General features: G+C 52.1%; 19 protein-coding genes. 11 read left to right on the top strand and 8 right to left on the bottom strand.

Annotated elements, in window-relative coordinates; translation table 11 throughout:
• The first annotated feature begins 2 nt into the window (after positions 1-2).
• The 3 genes from HND56_07690 (at position 3) to HND56_07700 (ending at position 2479) form a co-directional block, all read left to right on the top strand.
• Positions 3-527 (top strand): hypothetical protein, encoded by a 525-nt coding sequence (locus tag HND56_07690; protein ID QKK05574.1) that lies wholly within the window; start codon positions 3-5, stop codon positions 525-527.
• A gap of 102 nt (positions 528-629) precedes the next feature.
• A complete protein-coding gene (locus HND56_07695; protein ID QKK05575.1) occupies positions 630-1175 on the top strand; it encodes a hypothetical protein in 546 nt (181 codons plus the stop codon).
• A 137-nt stretch (positions 1176-1312) separates the two neighbouring features.
• Positions 1313-2479, top strand: coding sequence for a hypothetical protein (locus HND56_07700; GenBank protein ID QKK05576.1), 1167 nt, complete (start codon positions 1313-1315; stop codon positions 2477-2479).
• Positions 2480-2545: 66 nt separating this feature from the next.
• On the opposite strand, the gene HND56_07705 is transcribed toward HND56_07700, so the two are convergent.
• From HND56_07705 to HND56_07725, 5 genes are all read right to left on the bottom strand, one after another.
• Positions 2546-3802, bottom strand: coding sequence for a hypothetical protein (locus tag HND56_07705; protein ID QKK05577.1), 1257 nt, complete (start codon positions 3800-3802; stop codon positions 2546-2548).
• A gap of 26 nt (positions 3803-3828) precedes the next feature.
• Positions 3829-5181: a hypothetical protein gene (locus tag HND56_07710; protein QKK05578.1), complete on the bottom strand. Its 1353-nt coding sequence runs from the start codon at positions 5179-5181 to the stop codon at positions 3829-3831.
• Positions 5174-6295, bottom strand: coding sequence for a type IV secretion protein DotH (locus tag HND56_07715; protein QKK05579.1), 1122 nt, complete (start codon positions 6293-6295; stop codon positions 5174-5176). Before HND56_07715 ends, HND56_07710 begins: the two co-directional genes overlap by 8 nt.
• Positions 6296-6358: 63 nt before the next feature.
• Entirely contained in the window at positions 6359-7144 is a 786-nt protein-coding gene (locus tag HND56_07720; GenBank protein ID QKK05580.1) for a type IVB secretion system apparatus protein IcmL/DotI, read from the bottom strand.
• A 101-nt stretch (positions 7145-7245) separates the two neighbouring features.
• Positions 7246-8940 (bottom strand): long-chain fatty acid--CoA ligase, encoded by a 1695-nt coding sequence (locus HND56_07725; GenBank protein ID QKK06594.1) that lies wholly within the window; start codon positions 8938-8940, stop codon positions 7246-7248.
• 303 nt (positions 8941-9243) lie between these two features.
• On the opposite strand from HND56_07725, the gene HND56_07730 reads away from it, so the two are divergent.
• On the top strand, positions 9244-9420 hold the full coding sequence (locus HND56_07730; protein ID QKK05581.1) for a hypothetical protein: 177 nt from the start codon (positions 9244-9246) through the stop codon (positions 9418-9420).
• A gap of 131 nt (positions 9421-9551) precedes the next feature.
• Entirely contained in the window at positions 9552-10643 is a 1092-nt protein-coding gene (gene aroC / locus HND56_07735; GenBank protein ID QKK05582.1) for a chorismate synthase, read from the top strand.
• Between the two features lie 4 nt (positions 10644-10647).
• Here the strand turns inward: aroC and HND56_07740 are convergent, their stop codons facing one another.
• The gene (locus tag HND56_07740; protein ID QKK05583.1) at positions 10648-11013 is read right to left on the bottom strand and encodes a hypothetical protein; all 366 of its coding nucleotides are present in this window, start codon (positions 11011-11013) and stop codon (positions 10648-10650) included.
• A gap of 288 nt (positions 11014-11301) precedes the next feature.
• Here HND56_07740 and HND56_07745 point away from each other — a divergent pair, with 288 nt between their 5' ends.
• Together HND56_07745 and HND56_07750 are read left to right on the top strand one after the other, a co-directional pair.
• Positions 11302-13236, top strand: a complete 1935-nt coding sequence (locus HND56_07745) for a hypothetical protein (GenBank protein QKK05584.1) — start codon at positions 11302-11304, stop codon at positions 13234-13236.
• A 140-nt stretch (positions 13237-13376) separates the two neighbouring features.
• Positions 13377-13760, top strand: a complete 384-nt coding sequence (locus tag HND56_07750; protein ID QKK05585.1) for a diacylglycerol kinase family protein — start codon at positions 13377-13379, stop codon at positions 13758-13760.
• Between the two features lie 71 nt (positions 13761-13831).
• Here the strand turns inward: HND56_07750 and groL are convergent, their stop codons facing one another.
• Positions 13832-15484, bottom strand: a complete 1653-nt coding sequence (gene groL / locus HND56_07755; protein QKK05586.1) for a chaperonin GroEL — start codon at positions 15482-15484, stop codon at positions 13832-13834.
• A 53-nt stretch (positions 15485-15537) separates the two neighbouring features.
• Entirely contained in the window at positions 15538-15852 is a 315-nt protein-coding gene (gene groES, locus HND56_07760; protein QKK05587.1) for a co-chaperone GroES, read from the bottom strand.
• A 268-nt stretch (positions 15853-16120) separates the two neighbouring features.
• Between groES and trxA the strand changes: the two genes are divergently transcribed.
• From trxA to HND56_07780, 4 genes are all read left to right on the top strand, one after another.
• On the top strand, positions 16121-16444 hold the full coding sequence (gene trxA / locus HND56_07765) for a thioredoxin (protein QKK05588.1): 324 nt from the start codon (positions 16121-16123) through the stop codon (positions 16442-16444).
• A 43-nt stretch (positions 16445-16487) separates the two neighbouring features.
• Positions 16488-17771 (top strand): glycosyltransferase family 4 protein, encoded by a 1284-nt coding sequence (locus tag HND56_07770; GenBank protein QKK05589.1) that lies wholly within the window; start codon positions 16488-16490, stop codon positions 17769-17771.
• Between the two features lie 25 nt (positions 17772-17796).
• Complete coding sequence (locus HND56_07775) at positions 17797-19368, top strand: peptide chain release factor 3 (protein ID QKK05590.1); 1572 nt, start codon at positions 17797-17799, stop codon at positions 19366-19368.
• A 75-nt stretch (positions 19369-19443) separates the two neighbouring features.
• The gene (locus HND56_07780) at positions 19444-20214 is read left to right on the top strand and encodes a hypothetical protein (GenBank protein ID QKK05591.1); all 771 of its coding nucleotides are present in this window, start codon (positions 19444-19446) and stop codon (positions 20212-20214) included.
• Positions 20215-20256: the final 42 nt, after the last annotated feature.

The following is a 20256-nucleotide window of genomic DNA, read 5'->3' on the forward strand; positions in this document are numbered from 1 at the left end:
ATATGTTCGAATACACGGCGACAACGGATCGCTACGACCCGCTGGCACAGGTACTTGATGCGTATCTGAACCATTTTGAAGCCGCATGGGTCGAATTATGGGAGATGCTTGATCTGGGTGATTATGACCCCGCGGATGCAAAAACCGGAAAAGATGAAAGCTGTAAAAACGCGATGGGTTTGGCGGAATATATGCGCGACAGCACAACCACTGCCGTCCTTGCCTATGAGGCCGAAGAGCCGGGGCAGGAATTTTTTGCCATGGTTCTGGTGGCACGCGATGCGCCGATGACACCGCTGACGGATGAATTTCAATGCGTTTTCGAAAACGAAGATGAAAACGACCATATTGAGGACAGCGTCCGCGCCATCGCAAATATTGCCGAAACCGTTAAACACGGTATCTGCGATATTCTGCGCAGCACGGCGGAGGATGCCTATATCGCGTTTCACAGCAAAGCGGGACAAGAACCAACCCTGCCAAAACAGCGCAAAGCCGGTAAACCCAGCCTGACCGTCATCAGCTAAAACCCGTTGTCAACAGCAAGCGCCGGATTCGCATTCCGGCGCGGTTTATGTTATGGTTTTCCTGATATTCTTATGAATGAGTCGACAGAAAAGGACATGGATATGACCGTCGATCTTTATGCACAAGCCTTCGACAAGGCCGGCACGGATGTGGTAAAAAAATCTCTGGAACGCCTGATGTGTGGGCATTTGTCCGAATTCGGCGGCAATGCCGATTATACACAGCTGGAAAAAGATTTCGCCCGCGCTCTGGCACCGCATTTCGCCGGACTTTACGCTGATTTATGGAACAATGTTGAAATGGATGCCCATGATATTTACGATGCATCCGGCGGGCAGTTCTATGGTTACCGCACGGCATCCGCCCTCGCCGATTACGTCGCACTCAATGTAGAGGCAACAGATATGGATTTCACAATCCGCCACATCCCTGACGGTCAAAGTGAAACCGATGTCGCGCTTGATTTTGTTGAAATGTTCAACAAGTTGAAAAATGATTTCTGCGAAATTATCCGGGTCACAGCACAGGAACAACAGGATTCCATGCGCAAGCTTGCCCCGGATGCGCCGAAACTGGATGCCGCGGCGAAACCGAAACCGTCCGGGCCAAAAGACCCTTATACGGTTTCCGACGATCCTTATGCTTAAAGGCACGCTCTTCCCATGGAAAAACCACAACGTCTCAGCTATAAGAGAGCCGTCAGCCATGCATAGCTGATTAAGATTGCCCTATATGTAAAATATGTGTATACTATGCACACAAGAAGATTGACGACAGGACAAAGATGAAAAACACCAAACAGCCGCCAAAAAAGCGCAAAGGCATGGGATGGAAGGGGAAAACCCTAATCGGGCTCGGCATCACCTTCGGTGCTGCCGGCGGCGGGTTGTATTATCTCGGTGAAAAAACGCTGGAGATGGAAGCCCGGATTGATCAGAGTAATTTTGACGAAGTCTGCGTTACTGTCGGCGAAGCTGCCGGTCTTGCCGAAAACCCGCTAATGAATGTCTTTAACAGCGATCTGACAAAAATATTCAATGCTGTGCAGTCCTCCCCGCTTGGTAAACAGCTTTACGATTATGCCGATGCTGCAGATTTAAAGACCTGCTATCTGGACGATATCGCCCAAGAAATTCATGCGAACGCTTTTCTGGATATGCAGGATCCGCCCCATATGGGCTACAGCCTCAACATGATTACCAGTTCCACCCATAGCGGTGCGGAAACGACAGGGCACGAATTTTTTCATTTTTACCAGCGCGAAAATGCCCAGGCCGCACGCTTTGTTCCCGGTAATGCGGGCACAGGCGATCACCTGCTGCGTCTGATGATTATGGAGGCTGCTGCAAAAACCGTTGGCACAATGGTATTGTACGAAATTGACGAATCCCCGCAGGAAAGCGTCAGCCGTTACCGCCTGACGGCAGATGACCGCGTCAATTTCGATTGGTATAAAACATTCCTGAAAAAATATGATGATAAACCGCGGGAAGAGGCAAAAACCATGGCCGCGCAGGATATGATGCGCCATCTGCTGATTGGTGATGTTCTCAATGACGGCTGGCGTGCCAGCTACCTGAAACGCCTCTATGTGAATGAACTGACCACAGACGAAAAAACAGATCATAAAATCTCTGATGAAACTGCTTTCCGGGCTCTATATGAAGAATTGCGCAAACCGCAAACAATCCATTTCAGCCATTCCACACTCTCCAAACTGGCCGAATTGCCGGATGGCCGCAATATTATGCCGGACAATATCAGTGGCCAGGATATCATCAATGCAATGGTCAACACCGTAAAAGAAATGGTGGAAACCTATGATCTCTGGCCGGAAGAGAAAAGCAGGCCCGACGGCACACCGAAACTGACGCAAACAAGCGATAATGACAATGCCCACAAGACAAAAGCCGCCGCGGCAAATAGCTGGCGCCAACGCCTTTCCCGCTAATATTTAACAACATATAAAAAAAAGGGGCTGTAACAGCCCCTTTTACATCTGTTTTGTTCTGAAAATTTACTGTTGTAACACGCCCTGCGTGCCTTTAACAATCCAGAGGCCTGTTCCAGCACTCGGCGCAATTGAAGTAATACGCCCCAATCCCGGAACCGTATCACCAACGGACACCTCTCGCTTGCTGGAACTGCCTTTTTCAGAAATCCATGCCGTTCCAGGCTGTGCCGAAACCATAACCCATTCGCGTTTCGGCGCTGCTTTTACAGCTTTAACAGGACTTGTCGTCGCCGCTGTTGCAGAAGAAGAAACCGCCGCTTTCGGTGCAGATGCTGCATTACGTGCAACAGATGCCGTCTTTTTCAACTCGCTGCGCAGGGCTTTGATATCCGCCTGCAAAGACGACACATTGCTTTTCAAACCGGCCATATCTTTCTTGGTCACGACTGTTTTTTCCAGACCGTGCACCGCATTTTCCAGTACCGCCATGCGGTCTTCCAGATCAATCAGTTGTTCGGTTTTAACCGCAGGCATCTGATTTGTCGCGACATCTAATGACGAAGCGGTATTTTCCGGTGTTTTTCCCGTGTCTTCGGTCAGGCTGCCAGACGTCTCGTGTTTCTCATCCGCCGCATTTGTTGCCAGAGGTGCAGGATTTTCATCAACAGCCGCCGTCTCGTTATCATCGGCGCTATCAAAAGAAAGCGCTGTTGCACTATCTTCAGAAGGCGTCTCGCTTCCCCATGCCGCTGTGCCGGCATCAGCTGTTTCAATTGCATCCACAGCAGAATCATCTTCTTCTGCGCCATCAAATGTGGCAAAACTTTCCGTGTCTTCACTATCAGCCGTCGCATCATCGGCAGCAGCCGTATCTTCCGCATCTGACAACGACGGCATTGGCGGTGCCTGAAAACCGAGAGGATCAATATCATCTGCAGCATTCTGTGTTCCGCCTGTATCCACATCGCCATCCAAAACATCAGCAACATGCTGGTCTTTCGGCGTGCCGGCGATTTTTGGTTTCGGTGCCTCCGCTGCGGGCAAAAAACCTCGTACAGCTTCGGGAAGATAGTCGCGATAAGGCGCACCGGCAGGTGTGGTCAGGTAATAGAATCCACCACCGGCACCGCCCAGCAAAATCAGGAGAAACAGAAGAATACCACCGCCGCCTTTTTTCTTAGCAGGTTTCTGCTGCGCAGAGGCTTCTTCAAATCCACCGTCATCTTCTTCAGGAAAACCTCCGACATCTGTATCATCCGATGGGAAACCTTCATCTTCCCAATCGTCAAACATTTCTTCTTTTTCATCCGAAATCGTCATCACAATACTCTTTCGTTTTATTAAGCTTACCTATTCGCGTTTGACTCTCGGATCGACTCAAGCAGCAACAGTCCCATCGGCGTTCCTTGGTGCAGGTGAACCGTCAGCGGACGGTCAACGCCCTCATCCAGAATTTCCACAATGCCGTCTGCAGCTTCCTTAACACCGGACATCAGCTCTTCACGCGTATCCAAATCTTCCTGAGACTGAATCGCCCCGCCACCGCCATCGGCAACCGCAGTTGTCTGCGTCTGTGTTGCCGCATCAGAGAAACCGGCAATGAATTTCGATGCAGCAGGCAGAACGACACGCGTCCAGTAATGTTTATCCACATGCGACTTCATACCGCCCAGTGTCGTTTCAGGGTCAAGCGCAATTGCATCAATATCATAGGTAATATCATCCTTCACAATATAGTTGAAGGTAATCACCAGATACTCGTCCTCTACCGTGAACTCACCCAATGCACGGCCGCCTTTCAGAGGCCCCTGCAATACATGCGCCAGAACAGGTGTCGGCACATCCGAGTTCAACTCGTTCAGGAGCTGTGCATAAATCACCTGCCCCATAGCGGTGATAACAGGGTCGTCAGACACCTGATCATCCGCTGCAGCAGCCGCAGCACTATCCATAGAGCCCATACCCGCAGTCTCGAAAGTTCCGTTGGGGCTCATTGCCGGAGATCTGCCCTGCTCAACCGCTTCGCGATCCTTCAGAACAAGAACATAAGGTTCAGGCATAGATGTTACCTTTTTATGCTCGGCTGATTGCGGCGCTTTGGAGGCAATAATCATTTGCATTTGCTGCACGAGCCGGCTAACGAGTTCAGGATCCTGCACCACCTCGGTTTGCGGGCGGATAGGCTCGATAATCGGCGTAATCTCCGGAACCGGTGCCGGTGCCGCTGTCGGATCTTCACTAAAATCAATCTCAAAGCGGCGCGCTTCAGCAGTACGGCGCCATTCCTGAAGCGGATCCGTTCCGACATTTTCCTCTTCTTCGTTACGGCTCACATCCAGCTGCCCCTGAACCTGCCCGATTGGTGTCGGCAAGGCACTTCCGCCAATTTTCTTAGCGATTTCAGCGCGTTTAACGTTGGTATCTTCAACGGCTTTTCGGTACTCCTCCGACGTTTCTTCACCGACGGTTCCTTGTGCCGTTGCGTTTGCACGCAGGATGGAATCGTCTTCAGGCTTATCACTGCCGCTACTACCAAAAACGGTCATATAGACGAAACCGACAATAATGATACCTACGACAACAGCCCCGATTTTCAGGAACGGGTTGTTATCCCACATATCTTTCAAAGTGGGCTTACTCGCCGATACGTCGTCAGCAAACTCGTCCTCGAGATCCAAATCCATGTTATCGCTACTCATTTGACATCGCTCCCGTGCTTAAATGTGCCTGTACCATCTGTCCTTTTTCAGACAAGAGGACAATCGGTGTCTCTTTCATGCTGTAAATGCGTGTACCGTCACCGGATGCAATGCTGCTTTCCCAGCTGGGGGACAGCAGAAGCAGAGGCGTACGAAGAATCATTCGTCCGTCTTCCGTCAACCATGCGCGTGTACGCCCGTCCGTGCCTTCCACATTCAGCGCTTCCGCAGTACCGGGAACATAGCCATCCATAAACTGCACAAGCTCCTCAGCAGAGGCAACGGTTTCAATACCGCCCTTCTCTACAATCGGTATTTCCGCCAGCGGCCCCGTGCGCGGCATGCGCGCCTCGAAGCGGTAATGAACAACGTCCAGCTGCGTATTCAGCGTCAAAGTAATCGGTGTACGCAACTCTGCCAGACGAATGGAAATATTACCGCGGCCATGCGCTGTCATCGGGGTGATGCGGAAGATATGCCCGCCTTTTTCCGGTGAAATAATTTCAAATTCACCGGCCCAGCTAACATCCTGGATCGGCCAGGGCGCTCCGGTCATATCAACGACCGAGACGGTTGTCACATAACCGGGAGACATCTGGATCACAAGCGGTTCGGCACTCGGATCAAGAGAGACATTACCGACATATGTTTTCGGCTCGGGAACTGTCACCGGCTGTTCTGCCGCCTCGCGGTTGATTTTAAAGGCATCCAGCATCGTGCGGATTTCCTCAGGGGTCAGCGGCATCAAAGATTCCAAAGCCGAATCAAAGGCCAGTTCCCGCAGTTTTTCCTTTTGCTGGGACGCTTCCTCTTCCATCTGGCGCTGGATTTCTTCAGGAGACGGCGGATTGAAGTTCATTGCGGGACGACCGCTACCGGGCAAAGCTCCACCTGCACCAAGCGGACTGGGAGCCCCCTGCTGCATGGCAGGCGCGCCACCTAAAGGAGAGGCCAAAGGAGACGGCGACACAGAGTCTTCCTGAAAACCCGGCGCACTATCTTCCTGCGCATTTTGCCAGGGAAACTGTTGCGCCTGAACCGTTCCGCCCCCGCTTAAAGCCATAAAACATGTCAGCCCCAGCGCTAGGGTAAAAGTCTTTTTAAACAGCGTCATTTCTATCCTCTTGCCTCGCTTCTTCCCGAAAACGGTTCCCCGTTGTCACATACTCTGTATAAATTATAGACCAATCCATTGAGAGATACCAAGCCCATTTGGACTATCCACCGTAGAAACCCGCTCAATCGTCAGATATACGGTCATCGTCGTGGTTTTTTTGTCCTGACCTGATTGATACGTCACCAACAAACTTAACTGAACAAGCCAGCGATAACGGCCGTTAAAGAGCCCCTCACCGGTTAAAATAGGTGCGCTCCGCGGCACAGCCGTCACAATCTGCTGCGTCCCCTCGACACTCTCGATAATACGCGAACGTCTCATAGCGCCCAGGAATTTCTCCCAACCCTCCGGTGTAAAGTGACGTGAGGATTTCTGGAAGCGCTGCTGATAATCGTTAAAACCGAAAGTCATAATCTCGGATGCAGCCTGCGCAGCCCATGACAACAGAGCCGGCGTCTGCATATTGGGCTGGTTCAACGGCACCAGCGGAATCTGACGGCCATCATGCGTGGTGGCAAAATAAATATCATGCGGCTTCGACACATTCATGTAAATAATCAGTGCGGCAACAAGTCCCAGAATAGCCAGAGATTCAAAAACAACGACGCGCAGCATATTCTTGAAGCCTGCCTGATAATGCGCACTACGCGCCAGAACGATTTCAAGCCCTTGCTGGCTTGTGTTTTGCGCACTTTGCGCCGGAGCGGCTTTCGCCTGCCCGCCACGCGCCGATGCACCCTGAACGCCTTTTGATTTGACGTTCAGCATCCCACCGCCAGCCGGGGCAGCGGCAGGTGTTTGAGCAGAGCCCGCGGGGCTTGCGGCATTTTGTTTTTGTTGTTCCATAAGATATTATGTACCGAAAAGCATTAACAAACCTTACTGATGATAGCAAAATCACCACACAAGTCTATAGCCGAAATTTCAAAACCGACAAAAACAGCCGATTACGATTTTGTCAGCCCTTCCTGAACGAGCAAATCTTTGCGGGAAAGCTTGCCGACAGCTGTTTTCGGCAAAGGCTCATCCCGCACGATAATTTTGCGCGGAATTTCGATTGGTGACAATTTGTCTTCCAGAAAAGCCAAAATTTCTTCCGCCGTCACAACTTTACCGCTTTTTGGCTTCACCCAAGCCCATACGGTTTCGCCGCGTTTATCATCGGCAACACCGGCGACGATGCATTCCTCCACGGCTTCATGCAGATAAATTGCTTCCTCCACATGGCGCGGATAAACGTTATAGCCGCGCACAAGGATCAGATCTTTGATACGGTCTACCAGAAACAGATAGCCGTCCTCATCCAGATAGCCGACATCGCCCGTATGCAGACGACCGTTACGTACGGTTTCCACCGACGCATCCGCAGCTTTGTAATAACCGGGCATCACCTGCGGACCGCTGATGCAGACCTCGCCCTTTTCACCGACAGGCAGTGCCGTCATGCCGTCATCGCGGTCAATAATTTCAATCAGTGTCCCCGGCAACGGCAGACCGACGGCACCGGCGCGGTTATTGCCGACAGGGTTGCACGTCGCCACGGGCGAACATTCCGTCAAGCCATAACCTTCACTGATGCATTTGTTCTTAACCTTTGATTCAAACAGATTGCGCACATCCTCCGGCAAAGGCGCACCGCCTGACAAACAGAATTTGATGGAGGAGAAGTCGTAATCATCGACTTTCGGGTGATTGCCGATTGCGTTATAAATCGCCGGGACGGCCGGGAAATAGGTCGGCTTTTTCTTATTGATAACCCCCATCACTTCTTCGACGTCAAATTTCGGCATCATGATGATTTTCATGCCATACCATGTCGACACATTCATAATGACCGTCATGGCAAAGACATGGAAAAACGGCAGCACCGCCAATTGGCTGCTGTTGCCGGGCTCAACACTGTCAATGATCCATGCCGCCGTCTGCTGCGTATTCACATAGAGATTTTTATGCGTCAGCATCGCGCCTTTCGGAACACCGGTCGTACCGCCGGTATATTGCAGCACGGCAATATCTTTCTCCGAATCAATCTCGATTGTTTCGGGCTGTTTGCCATGACCGCGTAGCGTTTCAAAACGCACAAAGCTTTCATCCTGCGGGATTTTGGCAAGATCTTTGCCTTTCAACAACGGAAACAGCAGGTTTTTCGGGAATGGCAATGCCGCCGCCATCGAACAGACAATCACTTTTTTCAAACGCGTCGATTTCATCACATGCTGCATTTTTTCGATCATCATCTTGAAATCCATCGTCACCATGATATCGGTGTCGCTGTCTTCGATCTGGTTTTCCAGCTCACGCGCGGCGTAAAGCGGATTGTAATTCACAACCGTACCGCCTGCCTTCAGAATGCCGAAATAAAATACCGGATAATAAGGTGAGTTCGGCAGAAACAAACCGACTTGTTTACCTTTTCCGATACCCATTTGCTGCAGGCTGTAGGCAACCTCATTCACCATATGTCCGATTTCGGCATAGCTGTAAGTCTTGCCCAGAAAATCAATCGCCGTGCAATCGGCATATTTTTCCACCGCCTGATCCATCAGAGTGTGAAGCGGTTTAATATCCAGCGGCATATGCCAGTCTGCATGTTGCGGATAACTCTTTTCCCAAGGGTAAGAAGCGCCTGTGTCTTTTTCCATGATTTTCTCTGCTGTGCTGGTTTGTGCGGACATCGTATCAATACCTTTCGTTTTTTCAAACGTTTTGAATATGTTTTTTATCAATGACAGGCATCTAATATACCCATCTGTGAAATGCTGAAAAGAGTAAAAACGCAAGAAATTTCCCATATGGTGTTGTTTTCTGCAATTTTCGCAAAAGTTTTCCTTGTCTCGCGCATATAAATCTCATAGCCTTTCATCACGCGCATCAAATGACTGCCGACTCACAGGAGCGGCCCGATACGCACAAAAATGTAACCCACAAAGACAGGAGCCCACAAAATGAAACATGGTCACGGTAAAAAAATCCTGAAACATATTTTCGAAAACACGAAATGCCCGGCAGCCGGCAAATGCCCGAAAAATCCGGCAAATGACAAAAAAGCCGAAGCGCCGAAAAAAGACAAATCCTGCTGCAAGCCGAAAACTTGCGCCCCGAAAAAAGGCTGCGGCTGCTAAGCAGCGGCAAGTGAGGCTTGTCATTTCCGCCAATCGGTGAAAAAATGACAACCAAGGATAAAGATGCCCCGGACATCAAAAGCCGGGGCATTTTTTCGGTCAAAAACAAGAGATGAAAGACGGGCGCGGCAATGGCAGGCAACAGCTTTGGAACGATTTTCCGTTTTACCACATGGGGCGAAAGCCACGGCAGTGCCATCGGCTGTGTTGTTGAAGGCGTTCCGCCGCTGATCACGCTTTCCGAAAGCGATATCCAGCCTTTTCTGGACAAACGCCGCCCCGGCCAGTCGCGTCATACCACCCAACGGCAGGAGGCCGATACCGTCAAAATCCTCTCCGGTATTTTCGACGGCAAAACAACCGGTGCCCCGATCAGCCTGATGATTGACAATACCGATACCCGCTCGAAAGATTACAGCGACATCAAGGATAAATACCGCCCCGGCCATGCCGATTTCACCTATGATAAAAAATACGGCATCCGTGATTATCGCGGCGGCGGGCGAAGCTCTGCGCGGGAGACTGCCATGCGTGTCGCCGCAGGCGCGATTGCCCGCAAAATTCTGGCACATGAGCTGAAACAGGAAATTACAATCCGTGCTGCTGTTATCCAGATCGGCCCGCATGAGATCAACCGCAAAAACTGGAACTGGGACGAAATCCACAATAATCCGTTTTTTACACCGGATAAGGAGATTGTCGCCACATGGGAAGGCTTCCTTGACCAGACCCGTAAAAACGCCTCCAGCGCAGGCGCACTTGTCGAGGTTGTGGCGCAAGGTGTTCCGGCAGGGCTCGGTGCCCCCTCATACGACAAGCTTGATGCCGATCTTGCCAAGGCAATGATGGGTATCCATGCCGTCAAAGGCGTTGAAATCGGCCTCGGCTTTGATTGTGTCGCCACACCGGGCGAGAAGAATGTTGATGAAATCCGTATCGGTAAAGACGGGCAGCCGCTGTTTTTATCCAATAATGCCGGCGGCGTTCTCGGCGGGATTTCCACCGGGCAGGATATTGTGATGCGTGTGGCCTTTAAACCGACCAGCTCGCTGCCGCAGCCGCGCAAAACCATCACCACAGACGGCAAGGAAACCGAGATTGTCACCAAAGGCCGCCACGACCCTTGTGTCGGCATTCGCGGCGCACCGGTTGTCGAGGCGATGATGGCCATCACGCTTGCCGATCACTGGCTGCGCCACAAAGCGCAATGCCTGACGCTTTAGAAGCTCACGCAAATTTATAGTAATAAACCACCAACCCGCCAACGATCAGATAGGCGATGCCGACCCGTATCATACCATCCGTGATAGGCGTGAAGGTTTTTTGCAGAAAATCACGGTGCAGCGGCGGAAAACACAAGACCAGCGCCAGAAAAATCACCAGATAATGCACCAGCACAGGCGTTGGCGGCATCTTCTGTTCCTTCAAAAAATCCAGCACCGGCTCAGGTGCTTTCACAAGCCAGAAACTGACTACTGCCAGCAGAACAAACAACCCCCACATTAGTTTTTCCGCCAGTTTCCGGCGCTCATAAGCCGATTCATAGCGTTTGCTCTGCCGTTCTTCCGTCGTCAGTATTTTACGTTTTTTCATGTTTCAAATCCCCATCTTTCCACAACAACCCGCACTCTCTTACAAGAGCTGCGCCGGTAAATCTTTCTTAACGATTATCATGCTAATCTTGCCTTAAGGCAAAACATAAAACAGGAGGCATTGCTTATGGATCGGGTCATTTGTATTTCTGTCACGCTCGCAGCCCTGCTCGTTCTGGCCTTTGCGCCCGATATCCACGCAACGGTCGCCTCCCTTCGATAATCTCAAATTCGTATGACACAGTCTTGCCGCATTGACGCATGACGGTCAAGACGTTATAACCCGTGCATGTCTCCTGTCATGCCCCCATCTGTGGCGGACGGCAACATTCCGCCCGTGCCGCTTTACCCCGCAAAATCCTTGCCCTGCGGCTCTGTGACTTTCAGACATATCGCCCGTTTTCTAAGCCTTTATGCCGCACTGGTACTGACCGGATTTGCGCTGGCATTTTTCAGTCGCTATACCGCCGCGCAGATCTTCGGTCTGGGTATGATTTTTCCCGGCGGCGGATTTCTGGCTCATGCTGATTTTTCTTCCCTGCAGGGGATTCTGCATTGCGGTTTGGCCGTTTTCAGTCTGGCGGGTTTTGTGTTTTCTCTGTTTATCTGGTTTGCGACTGGCAACGTCCTTGCACCGCCTGTATTCTGGCTGTTCACCGCGCTGGCAGCCGCCGGTATGAGGCACGGGCATCTGCACGACTCCGCTCTGCCTGCCACGCTGTATTGTGCCGCCATCCTTTACGGCAGCGGATTACTCTATGCCGTTATTTTATGGCTGTACGGATTACGGGCACGGCGCAGGCAGAATGCCTATCTCGGCATGCTCACAACAGCCGCACTTGACCGTATCTTTGCCGCACCGTCCTCGCCCGCCTGTCCTGCTCTTGATGCCCGCGGCGCAGAGCAAATGCGCTTTCTTCTTGACCGTGCCCTGCAACCCGTCCATGACTTCAACGGCTTTGAATGGCTGGATCAGTTTCAAACCGCCGCGGTCCGCTATCAGATAAATTTCACCGGCTATGCCCTATCAATGGCGCAAGCGACTTACCTGCCCGCCTTTTCCGGTTATATGCATCAGGCACAGCAGCGCCTGATTGAAAAACTGACGGATCACCGCGTCTGGAAATATTGGGCGTTAGAAAATTTGTGGGGCAATCTGCAGAACAATACCGACCCTGTCGCACGAGAAAATATCATGTTTACAGGATTTGGCGCGACACAGATGGTGCTATATCACGCCGCGACCAGACGGATTGATTTCACGGAAAAAGGCAGCTTTGCGCTAACTTATCCGAGCGGCGATACGCTCCCCTATGATCTTGACGCCCTGATTTCCGCATTGGATAAAGAAGCCGCCGCTTCCCCCTTTCATCTGATTGCTTGTGAGCCCAACTGGATTTACCCGTTATGTAACAGTATCGGTGCCGCGGCTCTCAAAGCGCAGGCACCTGCCCTATGGACAAAGCGTGAAGAGAATTTCCGTACCATGCTGGAAAATGAATTCATTGATCTGCGCGGACGGCTTGTGCCCTGTAGATCGCGCTATACGGGTTTCGCTCTGCCCGCTATCGGCGGCGTCATGGCGCAGGCGCTACCCTGTTTTTTCCTGAACGCCAGCCTGCCCGATATTGCACAACGGCAATGGCTGCGCCTGCGGCAGGATATCACTGACGGAACCCGCTTAAAACACACAAATTTCTGGCGTATTGATACTGGCAATTACAGATTTTCCCGCGCCGCCGCCTACAGCGCTACAGCACTTGCCGCGCAGGAACTGGGTGACAGCCACGTAGCTGCACTTTGTTTTGAAGCGCTGGAGCAGGAATGCCCGCCGGCAAAAAATGCTGTACGTTTCTACCGCCCCGCAGCATCCGTCTGGGCACATGCAACGGAATTTTTAGCACGCAGTACCCGCAAAAACAGCTTGCGCGGTCTGATCGCAACACAGAAAGCGACAGGAGTTTCCCCGTATATCAGTCAAGCCGCCTATCCCAATATTCTGGTTGCGGGTGCACATTCCGATAGCGAAAACCTGGAAGCCGTTCTTTTTCCCGGCGGTAAAGCCGGACAGCAAACAATCACGGTTTCCGGTCTAAATCCCGGCAAAGCCTATCTGTGTCGCGGCGGCACGGAAGAAAAAATTCTTGCCAATAAAGACGGAGATGCGATGATACAACTGACCTTGAACGGCAGGATTGAGCTGGAACTACGCCCTGCCGCATGAAACAGGAAAGGAATAAAACATGGCCTGTTGCGCTTTTATTGCCGGAATTTTTGCCACCGTGCTGGCCGCCTTCCGCCGGTTGACAGGCTATCAACCGCAAAACAATGCGCTGGAATGGTGTCTTGAGAAGACGGAGACCGATGAAGAAATCTAAACAAAGCGCCCGTCCCGTCCATGTCGCTTTTTTGCAAAGCTTTTCCTTTGCCTTTCAGGGTATTTTCTTTTGTCTGAAAACGCAGCATAACGCCCGCCTTCATTTGATATCTACAGTCCTTGTGCTGGCTGCCGGAGCCGCTTTCAAGATCAGCCCTGCGGATTGGCGCTGGCTAACCGTCTGCATTGCCCTTGTCTGGTTTGCGGAATTGATGAACACCGCCTTTGAATATCTCTGCGATGTTATCTCGCCGGAATTTCACAACTCCGTCAAACGGGCCAAAGATATTGCGGCAGGTGCCGTGCTGGTTTGCGCTGCTGCCGCCTGCGTCATCGGCATTCTTACCTTCCTGCCTTATTTGCAGTCATAAACCCGCAAAGAAGAAAGGCCGCAAGTAAACTGCGGCCTTTCCGTTTATTCTAGCGTTTGACGCCGGGCTGATTACATCATGCCCATGCCGCCCATTCCGCCCATGCCGCCCATATCAGGCATATGTGCATGATTGTCCTCTTTCTGAGGAATTTCGGAAACGGTCGCTTCGGTTGTGATCAACAGACCGGCAACAGAAGCAGCGTTTTGCAGCGTCGTGCGAATAACTTTTACAGGATCGATGATACCCGTTTTCACGAGGTCAACAAACTCACCTGTTTGTGCGTTAAAGCCGAAGTCGAGGCTTTTCTGGTCGAACAGCTTGCCGACAACGATCGAGCCTTCAACGCCCGCGTTTTCAGCAATCTGGCGAACCGGTGCTTCCAGAGCGCGGCGAACAATCTGTACACCAACGGCCTGATCGGCATTCCCCGGCTTCACTTTGTCGAGCGTGCGTGTTGCATAAAGCAGAGCTGTTCCGCCACCTGCAACAATACCTTCTTCGACAGCCGCACGGGTTGCGTGCATAGCATCGTCAACGCGGTCTTTGCGCTCTTTCACTTCAACTTCCGTTGCACCGCCGACACGGATAACGGCAACACCGCCGGACAATTTGGCCAGACGCTCTTGCAGTTTTTCACGGTCGTAATCGGAAGACGTGTCTTCGATCTGCTGACGGATTTGCGCAACGCGCGCTTTGATGTCGGTGTTTTTACCGGCACCGTCAATGATCGTGGTTTCGTCTTTCGTGATGCGGACTTTCTTGGCGGAACCCAGCATGTTCAGCGTAACGGTTTCCAGCTTGATGCCCAGATCTTCGGAAACGATCTGACCTTTGGTCAGAATCGCCATATCTTCCAGCATCGCTTTGCGGCGATCGCCGAAGCCCGGAGCTTTCACAGCAGCAACTTTCAACCCGCCGCGCAGCTTGTTGACAACCAGTGTTGCCAGCGCTTCGCCTTCAACATCTTCCGCAACGATCAGCAGCGGACGTCCGCTTTGAACGACAGCTTCCAGAATCGGCAGCATGGATTGCAGATTGGACAGCTTGCTTTCATGGAACAGGATATACGGGTTTTCCAGTTCGCAAACCATTTTCTCGCTGTTGGTCACGAAGTAAGGCGACAGATAACCGCGGTCAAACTGCATGCCTTCAACGATGTCCAGCTCGGTTGCCAGAGATTTGGCTTCCTCAACCGTGATAACGCCTTCATTGCCGACTTTTTCCATCGCTTTTGCAATCATGCCGCCGATTTCGATATCACCATTTGCGGAAATCGTACCGACTTGTGCGATCTCGTCGTTTTTGGAGACTTTCTTGGCGCGTGCCTGAAGGTCTTTCACGATGCTGGTCACAGCAAGGTCAATACCGCGTTTCAGATCCATCGGGTTCATGCCGGCAGCTACGGATTTTACGCCTTCGCGGAAAATCGCCTGTGCCAGAATGGTTGCCGTTGTCGTACCGTCACCGGCGATGTCGTTTGTTTTGCTGGCAACTTCACGCACCATTTGTGCGCCCATGTTTTCCAGCTTGTCAGCCAGTTGGATTTCTTTTGCAACGGAAACACCGTCTTTCGTAATGCGCGGCGCACCGAAGCTTTTTTCGATAACGACGTTACGGCCTTTCGGGCCCAGCGTGACTTTTACCGCATTGGCAAGAATATCAACGCCTTTCAGCATTTTCTGACGTGCTTCCGCACTGAATTTTACATCTTTTGCAGTCATGTTCTTTAGACTCCTTAATATATTGGTTTCATCTTATATGGTATATGGCCTGATTAAGCTGCTTTTTTAGCTTTTTTTTGGCCTTCAACAATACCCATGATGTCGCTTTCCTTCACGACCAGATACTCGACACCGTCAATGGTGACTTCCGTACCGGACCATTTGGAGAAAAGAACGGCATCCCCTGCTTTGACATCCAGCGGTACAAGTTTGCCGCTTTCATCGCGTGAGCCGGAACCGACAGCGACGACTTCGCCCTGCATCGGTTTTTCTTTGGCTGTTTCGGGAATGATAATGCCACCGGATGTTTTTTCTTCGCTATCCAGGCGGCGTAACAATACGCGGTCGTGTAATGGACGGAATTTCATTTTGGATTCCTCCTTGGTTTTAATAGTTGCTGTTGTCGCATATTCGCACCATGCGCATATGCTTAACAACCGCTTCGGCTCCACAACTGGACCTTTTCCGTAGCGTCCAAACAAAGCCTTGTTCAAGCGGTCGGCTGTATATTTAGCGAAAAATGATGCACTCCGCAACAAAAAAGACGAGAATCCCTTGCCGAAAAGCCGCGAATGGCCTTATATTAGCTTCATTGAAGCCGTAAAAATCAGAAATAAAAGACGGAGGAGAAACAAGATGTCTGTACACCCGATTACGGATCAGGAATTTGAAGCGGAAGTTTTAAAAGCGGAAGGGCCGGTATTGGTCGATTTCTGGGCGGAATGGTGCGGTCCCTGTAAAGTCATGGGCGCGGCGCTGGACGCACTGGCCGGCGATATGGGCGGCAAGGTCAAAATCACCAAGGTGAATATTGAGGAAAGCCCGGAATCGCCGACCAAATACGGTGTCCGCGCGATTCCGACTCTGATCCTGTTTAAGGACGGCGAAATCATTGCCGAAACACGCGGCGCGATGAGCAAAGACGCCTGCAAAAGCTGGATTGAACAAAATATCGCTTAAAGGAAAGACCCGCCTTTAAAAAGCGGGATGTTTGAGAAACACCATGTTGCGCATCCATGAACAAGGTCAGAATCCCGGTGCCAATGTCAGCTTTTCCGGCGGCATCAGACCTCCTGTGATTATGCAGATCATTCCGGCGCTGGACGGCGGCGGCGTGGAACAAGGCGTTATTGATATGAATGCGGCGATTATTGCAGCGGGCGGGATTTCCATTGTCGTCTCCGCAGGCGGGCGGCGGGCGCATGAAATCACCCGCGCGGGCGGCACGCATATCCAATGTCCGGTCAACAGCAAAAATCCTTTCGTGATGCTGCGCAATACCGAGCGCCTGAAAAAAATCATCCGCGATTATCAGGTCGATCTGGTACATGCGGCCAGCCGCGCCCCGGCATGGAGCGCCCGCAAAGCCGCACGCGAATGCGGCATCCGTTACGTCACCAGCTGCCATGCGGCGCACCGCGTTGAAAACGGTTTCAAACGTTTTTACAACAGCGCCATCGCCAAAGGCGAGCGCGTGATTACCGTCTCGCATTTTCTGGCTGATTATCTGGTGGAGGAATATAAAATTCCCCGTGCCAATATTACCGTTATTCATCGCGGCGTCTCACTGGAAAAATTCCATCCCAATTCCGTCACCCCCGACCGGTTGATCAAGATTTCCAAAAACTGGCGTCTGCCGGATGAAGCACCGGTTATTCTACTGCCCTCGCGCCTGACCGAAGGCAAAGGCCACCGCGAATGTATCGAGGCACTGGCACAGATGAAACATCAGGATTTCTTCTGCGTCTTCGTCGGCAAGGACCGCAAAGGCCGTTTCCGTACCGAACTCGAAGAACTGATCGAAGCAAAGAATCTGCAAAGCCGCGTGCGCATCGTTGACCAATGTGACGACATGCCCGCCGCCTATATGCTGTCCAGCGCCATCGTCTGCCCGACAACGCAGCCCGAAGGTTTCGGACGCGTGCCGATCGAAGCGCAAGCCATGGGGCGTCCTGTCATCGCAACCGATCACGGCGGTTTTCAGGAAAGCGTTCGCAGCGGCGAAACAGGCTGGCTGATTCCGCCGGGAGATGTCGAAGCGCTGGCGCTGACTCTGGATGCCGTTATGGGGCTGGACACACGACAGCGTGCCGTTCTGGCCACGCAAGCGATGGCACATATCGCGGAAAATTTCCTGAATGAAAAAATGTGCCGCGAAACACTGGGTGTTTACGCCGATCTGCTGGGACGCGGATTATCACAGGCCGCACCGCTCTCCGCTGTGCCGCAGCAACAACCCGGCGAACCGCCGCAAATCACCCATCAGCCGCTTGTCGGCAGTCTTTAAAAAATAAGAAAGCCGCATTTTGTCCATGAAACGCAAGACTTTTGCCATTATTTCGCACCCCGATGCGGGTAAAACCACGCTGACGGAAAAACTGCTGCTGTTTGGTGGCGCAATCCAGCTTGCCGGTGCGGTCAAAGCACGCGGTGATGCGCGCCGCGCCCGTTCCGACTGGATGAAGGTTGAACAGGAGCGCGGTATCTCTGTCGCCTCCAGCGTTATGACTTTCTGCTATCATGATATGATTTTCAATCTGCTGGACACGCCCGGCCACGAGGATTTCAGCGAAGATACCTATCGCACGCTAACCGCCGTCGATTCCGCCATCATGGTCATTGATGCCGCAAAAGGTATCGAGGCGCAGACCCTAAAACTGTTTGAAGTCTGCCGGTTGCGCGATATGCCCGTCATCACCTTTATCAATAAAATGGATCGTGAAGGCCGCGATACTTTTGACCTGCTCGATGAAATCGAACAGAAACTGGCGCTGGATGTCAGCCCGGCCAGCTGGCCGATCGGCATGGGACGCAATTTCCTCGGCTGTTACGATTTGCTGGATGACCAGCTGATTCTGCTATCCCGCAGTAAAGGCGACCGCCCCGCCGAAGGTGAAAAATGCACCGGTCTTGATGACCCGAAACTGGAGGCACAACTGCCCGCAGATGCCGTCAAAGAACTGCGTGACGGCGTCGAAATGGCGCGCGGGTTATGCCCGCCGCTGTCGCAGGAAGCCTATCTGGAAGGCCATATGAGTCCCGTCTTTTTCGGCAGTGCCCTGAATAATTTCGGCGTGCGCGAATTGCTGCACGGGTTGGAGCGCTTTGCCCCCGTCCCGCGCCCGCAGCCCGCAGCGGAACGCAAAATCGACCCGGACGAGAAAAAAGTCAGCGCCTTTGTCTTCAAAATTCAAGCCAATATGGATCCGAAACACCGTGACCGCATCGCCTTTGCGCGGCTGTGTTCCGGCCATTTCAAACGCGGCATGAAGCTGAAACATGTGCGTAGCGGCAAAATTCTGACCATTCACAATCCGCAGCTGTTTCTGGCGCAGGACCGCGAAGTGGCGGAAGAAGCCTTCCCCGGCGATATTATCGGCATCCCGAACCACGGCAATCTGCGAATCGGCGATGCGCTGACCGAAGGCGAAGATTTGCACATCACCGGCATCCCGAATTTCGCGCCGGAGCTTTTGAAACGCATCCTGCCCGAAGACCCGATGCGCGCCAAGCATCTGGGCAAGGCGCTGCAGCAACTTGCCGAAGAAGGTGCCGCCAGCGTATTGAAACCGCGCATGGATCCGCACTGGATTGTCGGTGTTGTCGGCTCACTGCAATTTGACGTCCTCGCCGACCGCATCCGCACTGAATATAATATTCCGGTCAAATTTGAATCGACCAGCCTGTACACGGCCCGCTGGGTCGAGGCGGATGATCCGAAAGCCGTCAAAAAATTCATTGACGACAATCTGGTCAGCATTGCCGATGACCATGACGGCGCCCCCGTCTTCATGGCGCGAAATGCCTGGCATCTAGATCACGCCTTGGAAAACGCCCCCGGCATCCGCCTGTCGGCCACGCGCGAACAGCTGGTCGCCGCCTGAGTCCTTCCCGACTTGCCATTGTAAAGAAATTATGGTATATATCACCGCTTCATTTGAAGAAAAGGAAGCGCGTCCATGATGTTTCGTAAAAAATTCGCCGATGCGGCGTTAAAGACCGAACAGATCGTCAAACGCAATAAAGGTATTCTGCCGCTTATCGCCGTCTGGGCTGCCGGCATGGGAGCAATCGGCGGATTGGAAGTCGCGGAAAATATCGGCCATTATGATGAAGGCAACGCCTATCAGCAGGACATCAACCAACAATATACTGACGCTTTGAATCTGCTGGCCGAAGGACGGCAGAACTATCTGGAAGAATATGCCGATATCTTAAATGAAGACGAACGCACCTCCAATGTCTCCCGCTCCTTTGAAGAAGAATTTTCCGCAATTTTCAACTTTTTCGGCGATGACGATGATGAAGAGGATGATGAATTGCGTCAGGCCAAAGAAGACTGGGACGGTTTCAAACATTTCGCCGGTATCTATGCCCGTGACATCCAGACCGATGCAAAACTCTCGGAAGCCGATGCCGCGCGCCTGATAGAGCGTTTCGAGAATGAGGTCATCACCTTCAAGGAACTGGGTTATACCGGAACCCCCGATGCCAAAGACTTGCGCGAAAGTCAGGCGCTATCGGATAATGCCTTCACCATCAACAACACCACGATCGAAAAAGACTTCACGACAAGCGAACAAGCAATGACATTCGGCGGGATTGGCGGTGCGCTCGGATTGCTGTTGTTTCTTGCTTTACCGCTTGGCGCGGCCGGCGCGGCCTCCCGCAGCAGAAATACATTGAAAAACTGGCAAAAAGGCAAGAAAACTTCAGGCCCAAGACACTGAGCATAACTTCCTTTCGTTTTTTTGGCGTTTTTCGGAAAAGGC

This window comes from Pseudomonadota bacterium, from assembly GCA_013285465.1.
Lineage (GTDB): Bacteria > Pseudomonadota > Alphaproteobacteria > Micavibrionales > CSBR16-224 > CSBR16-224.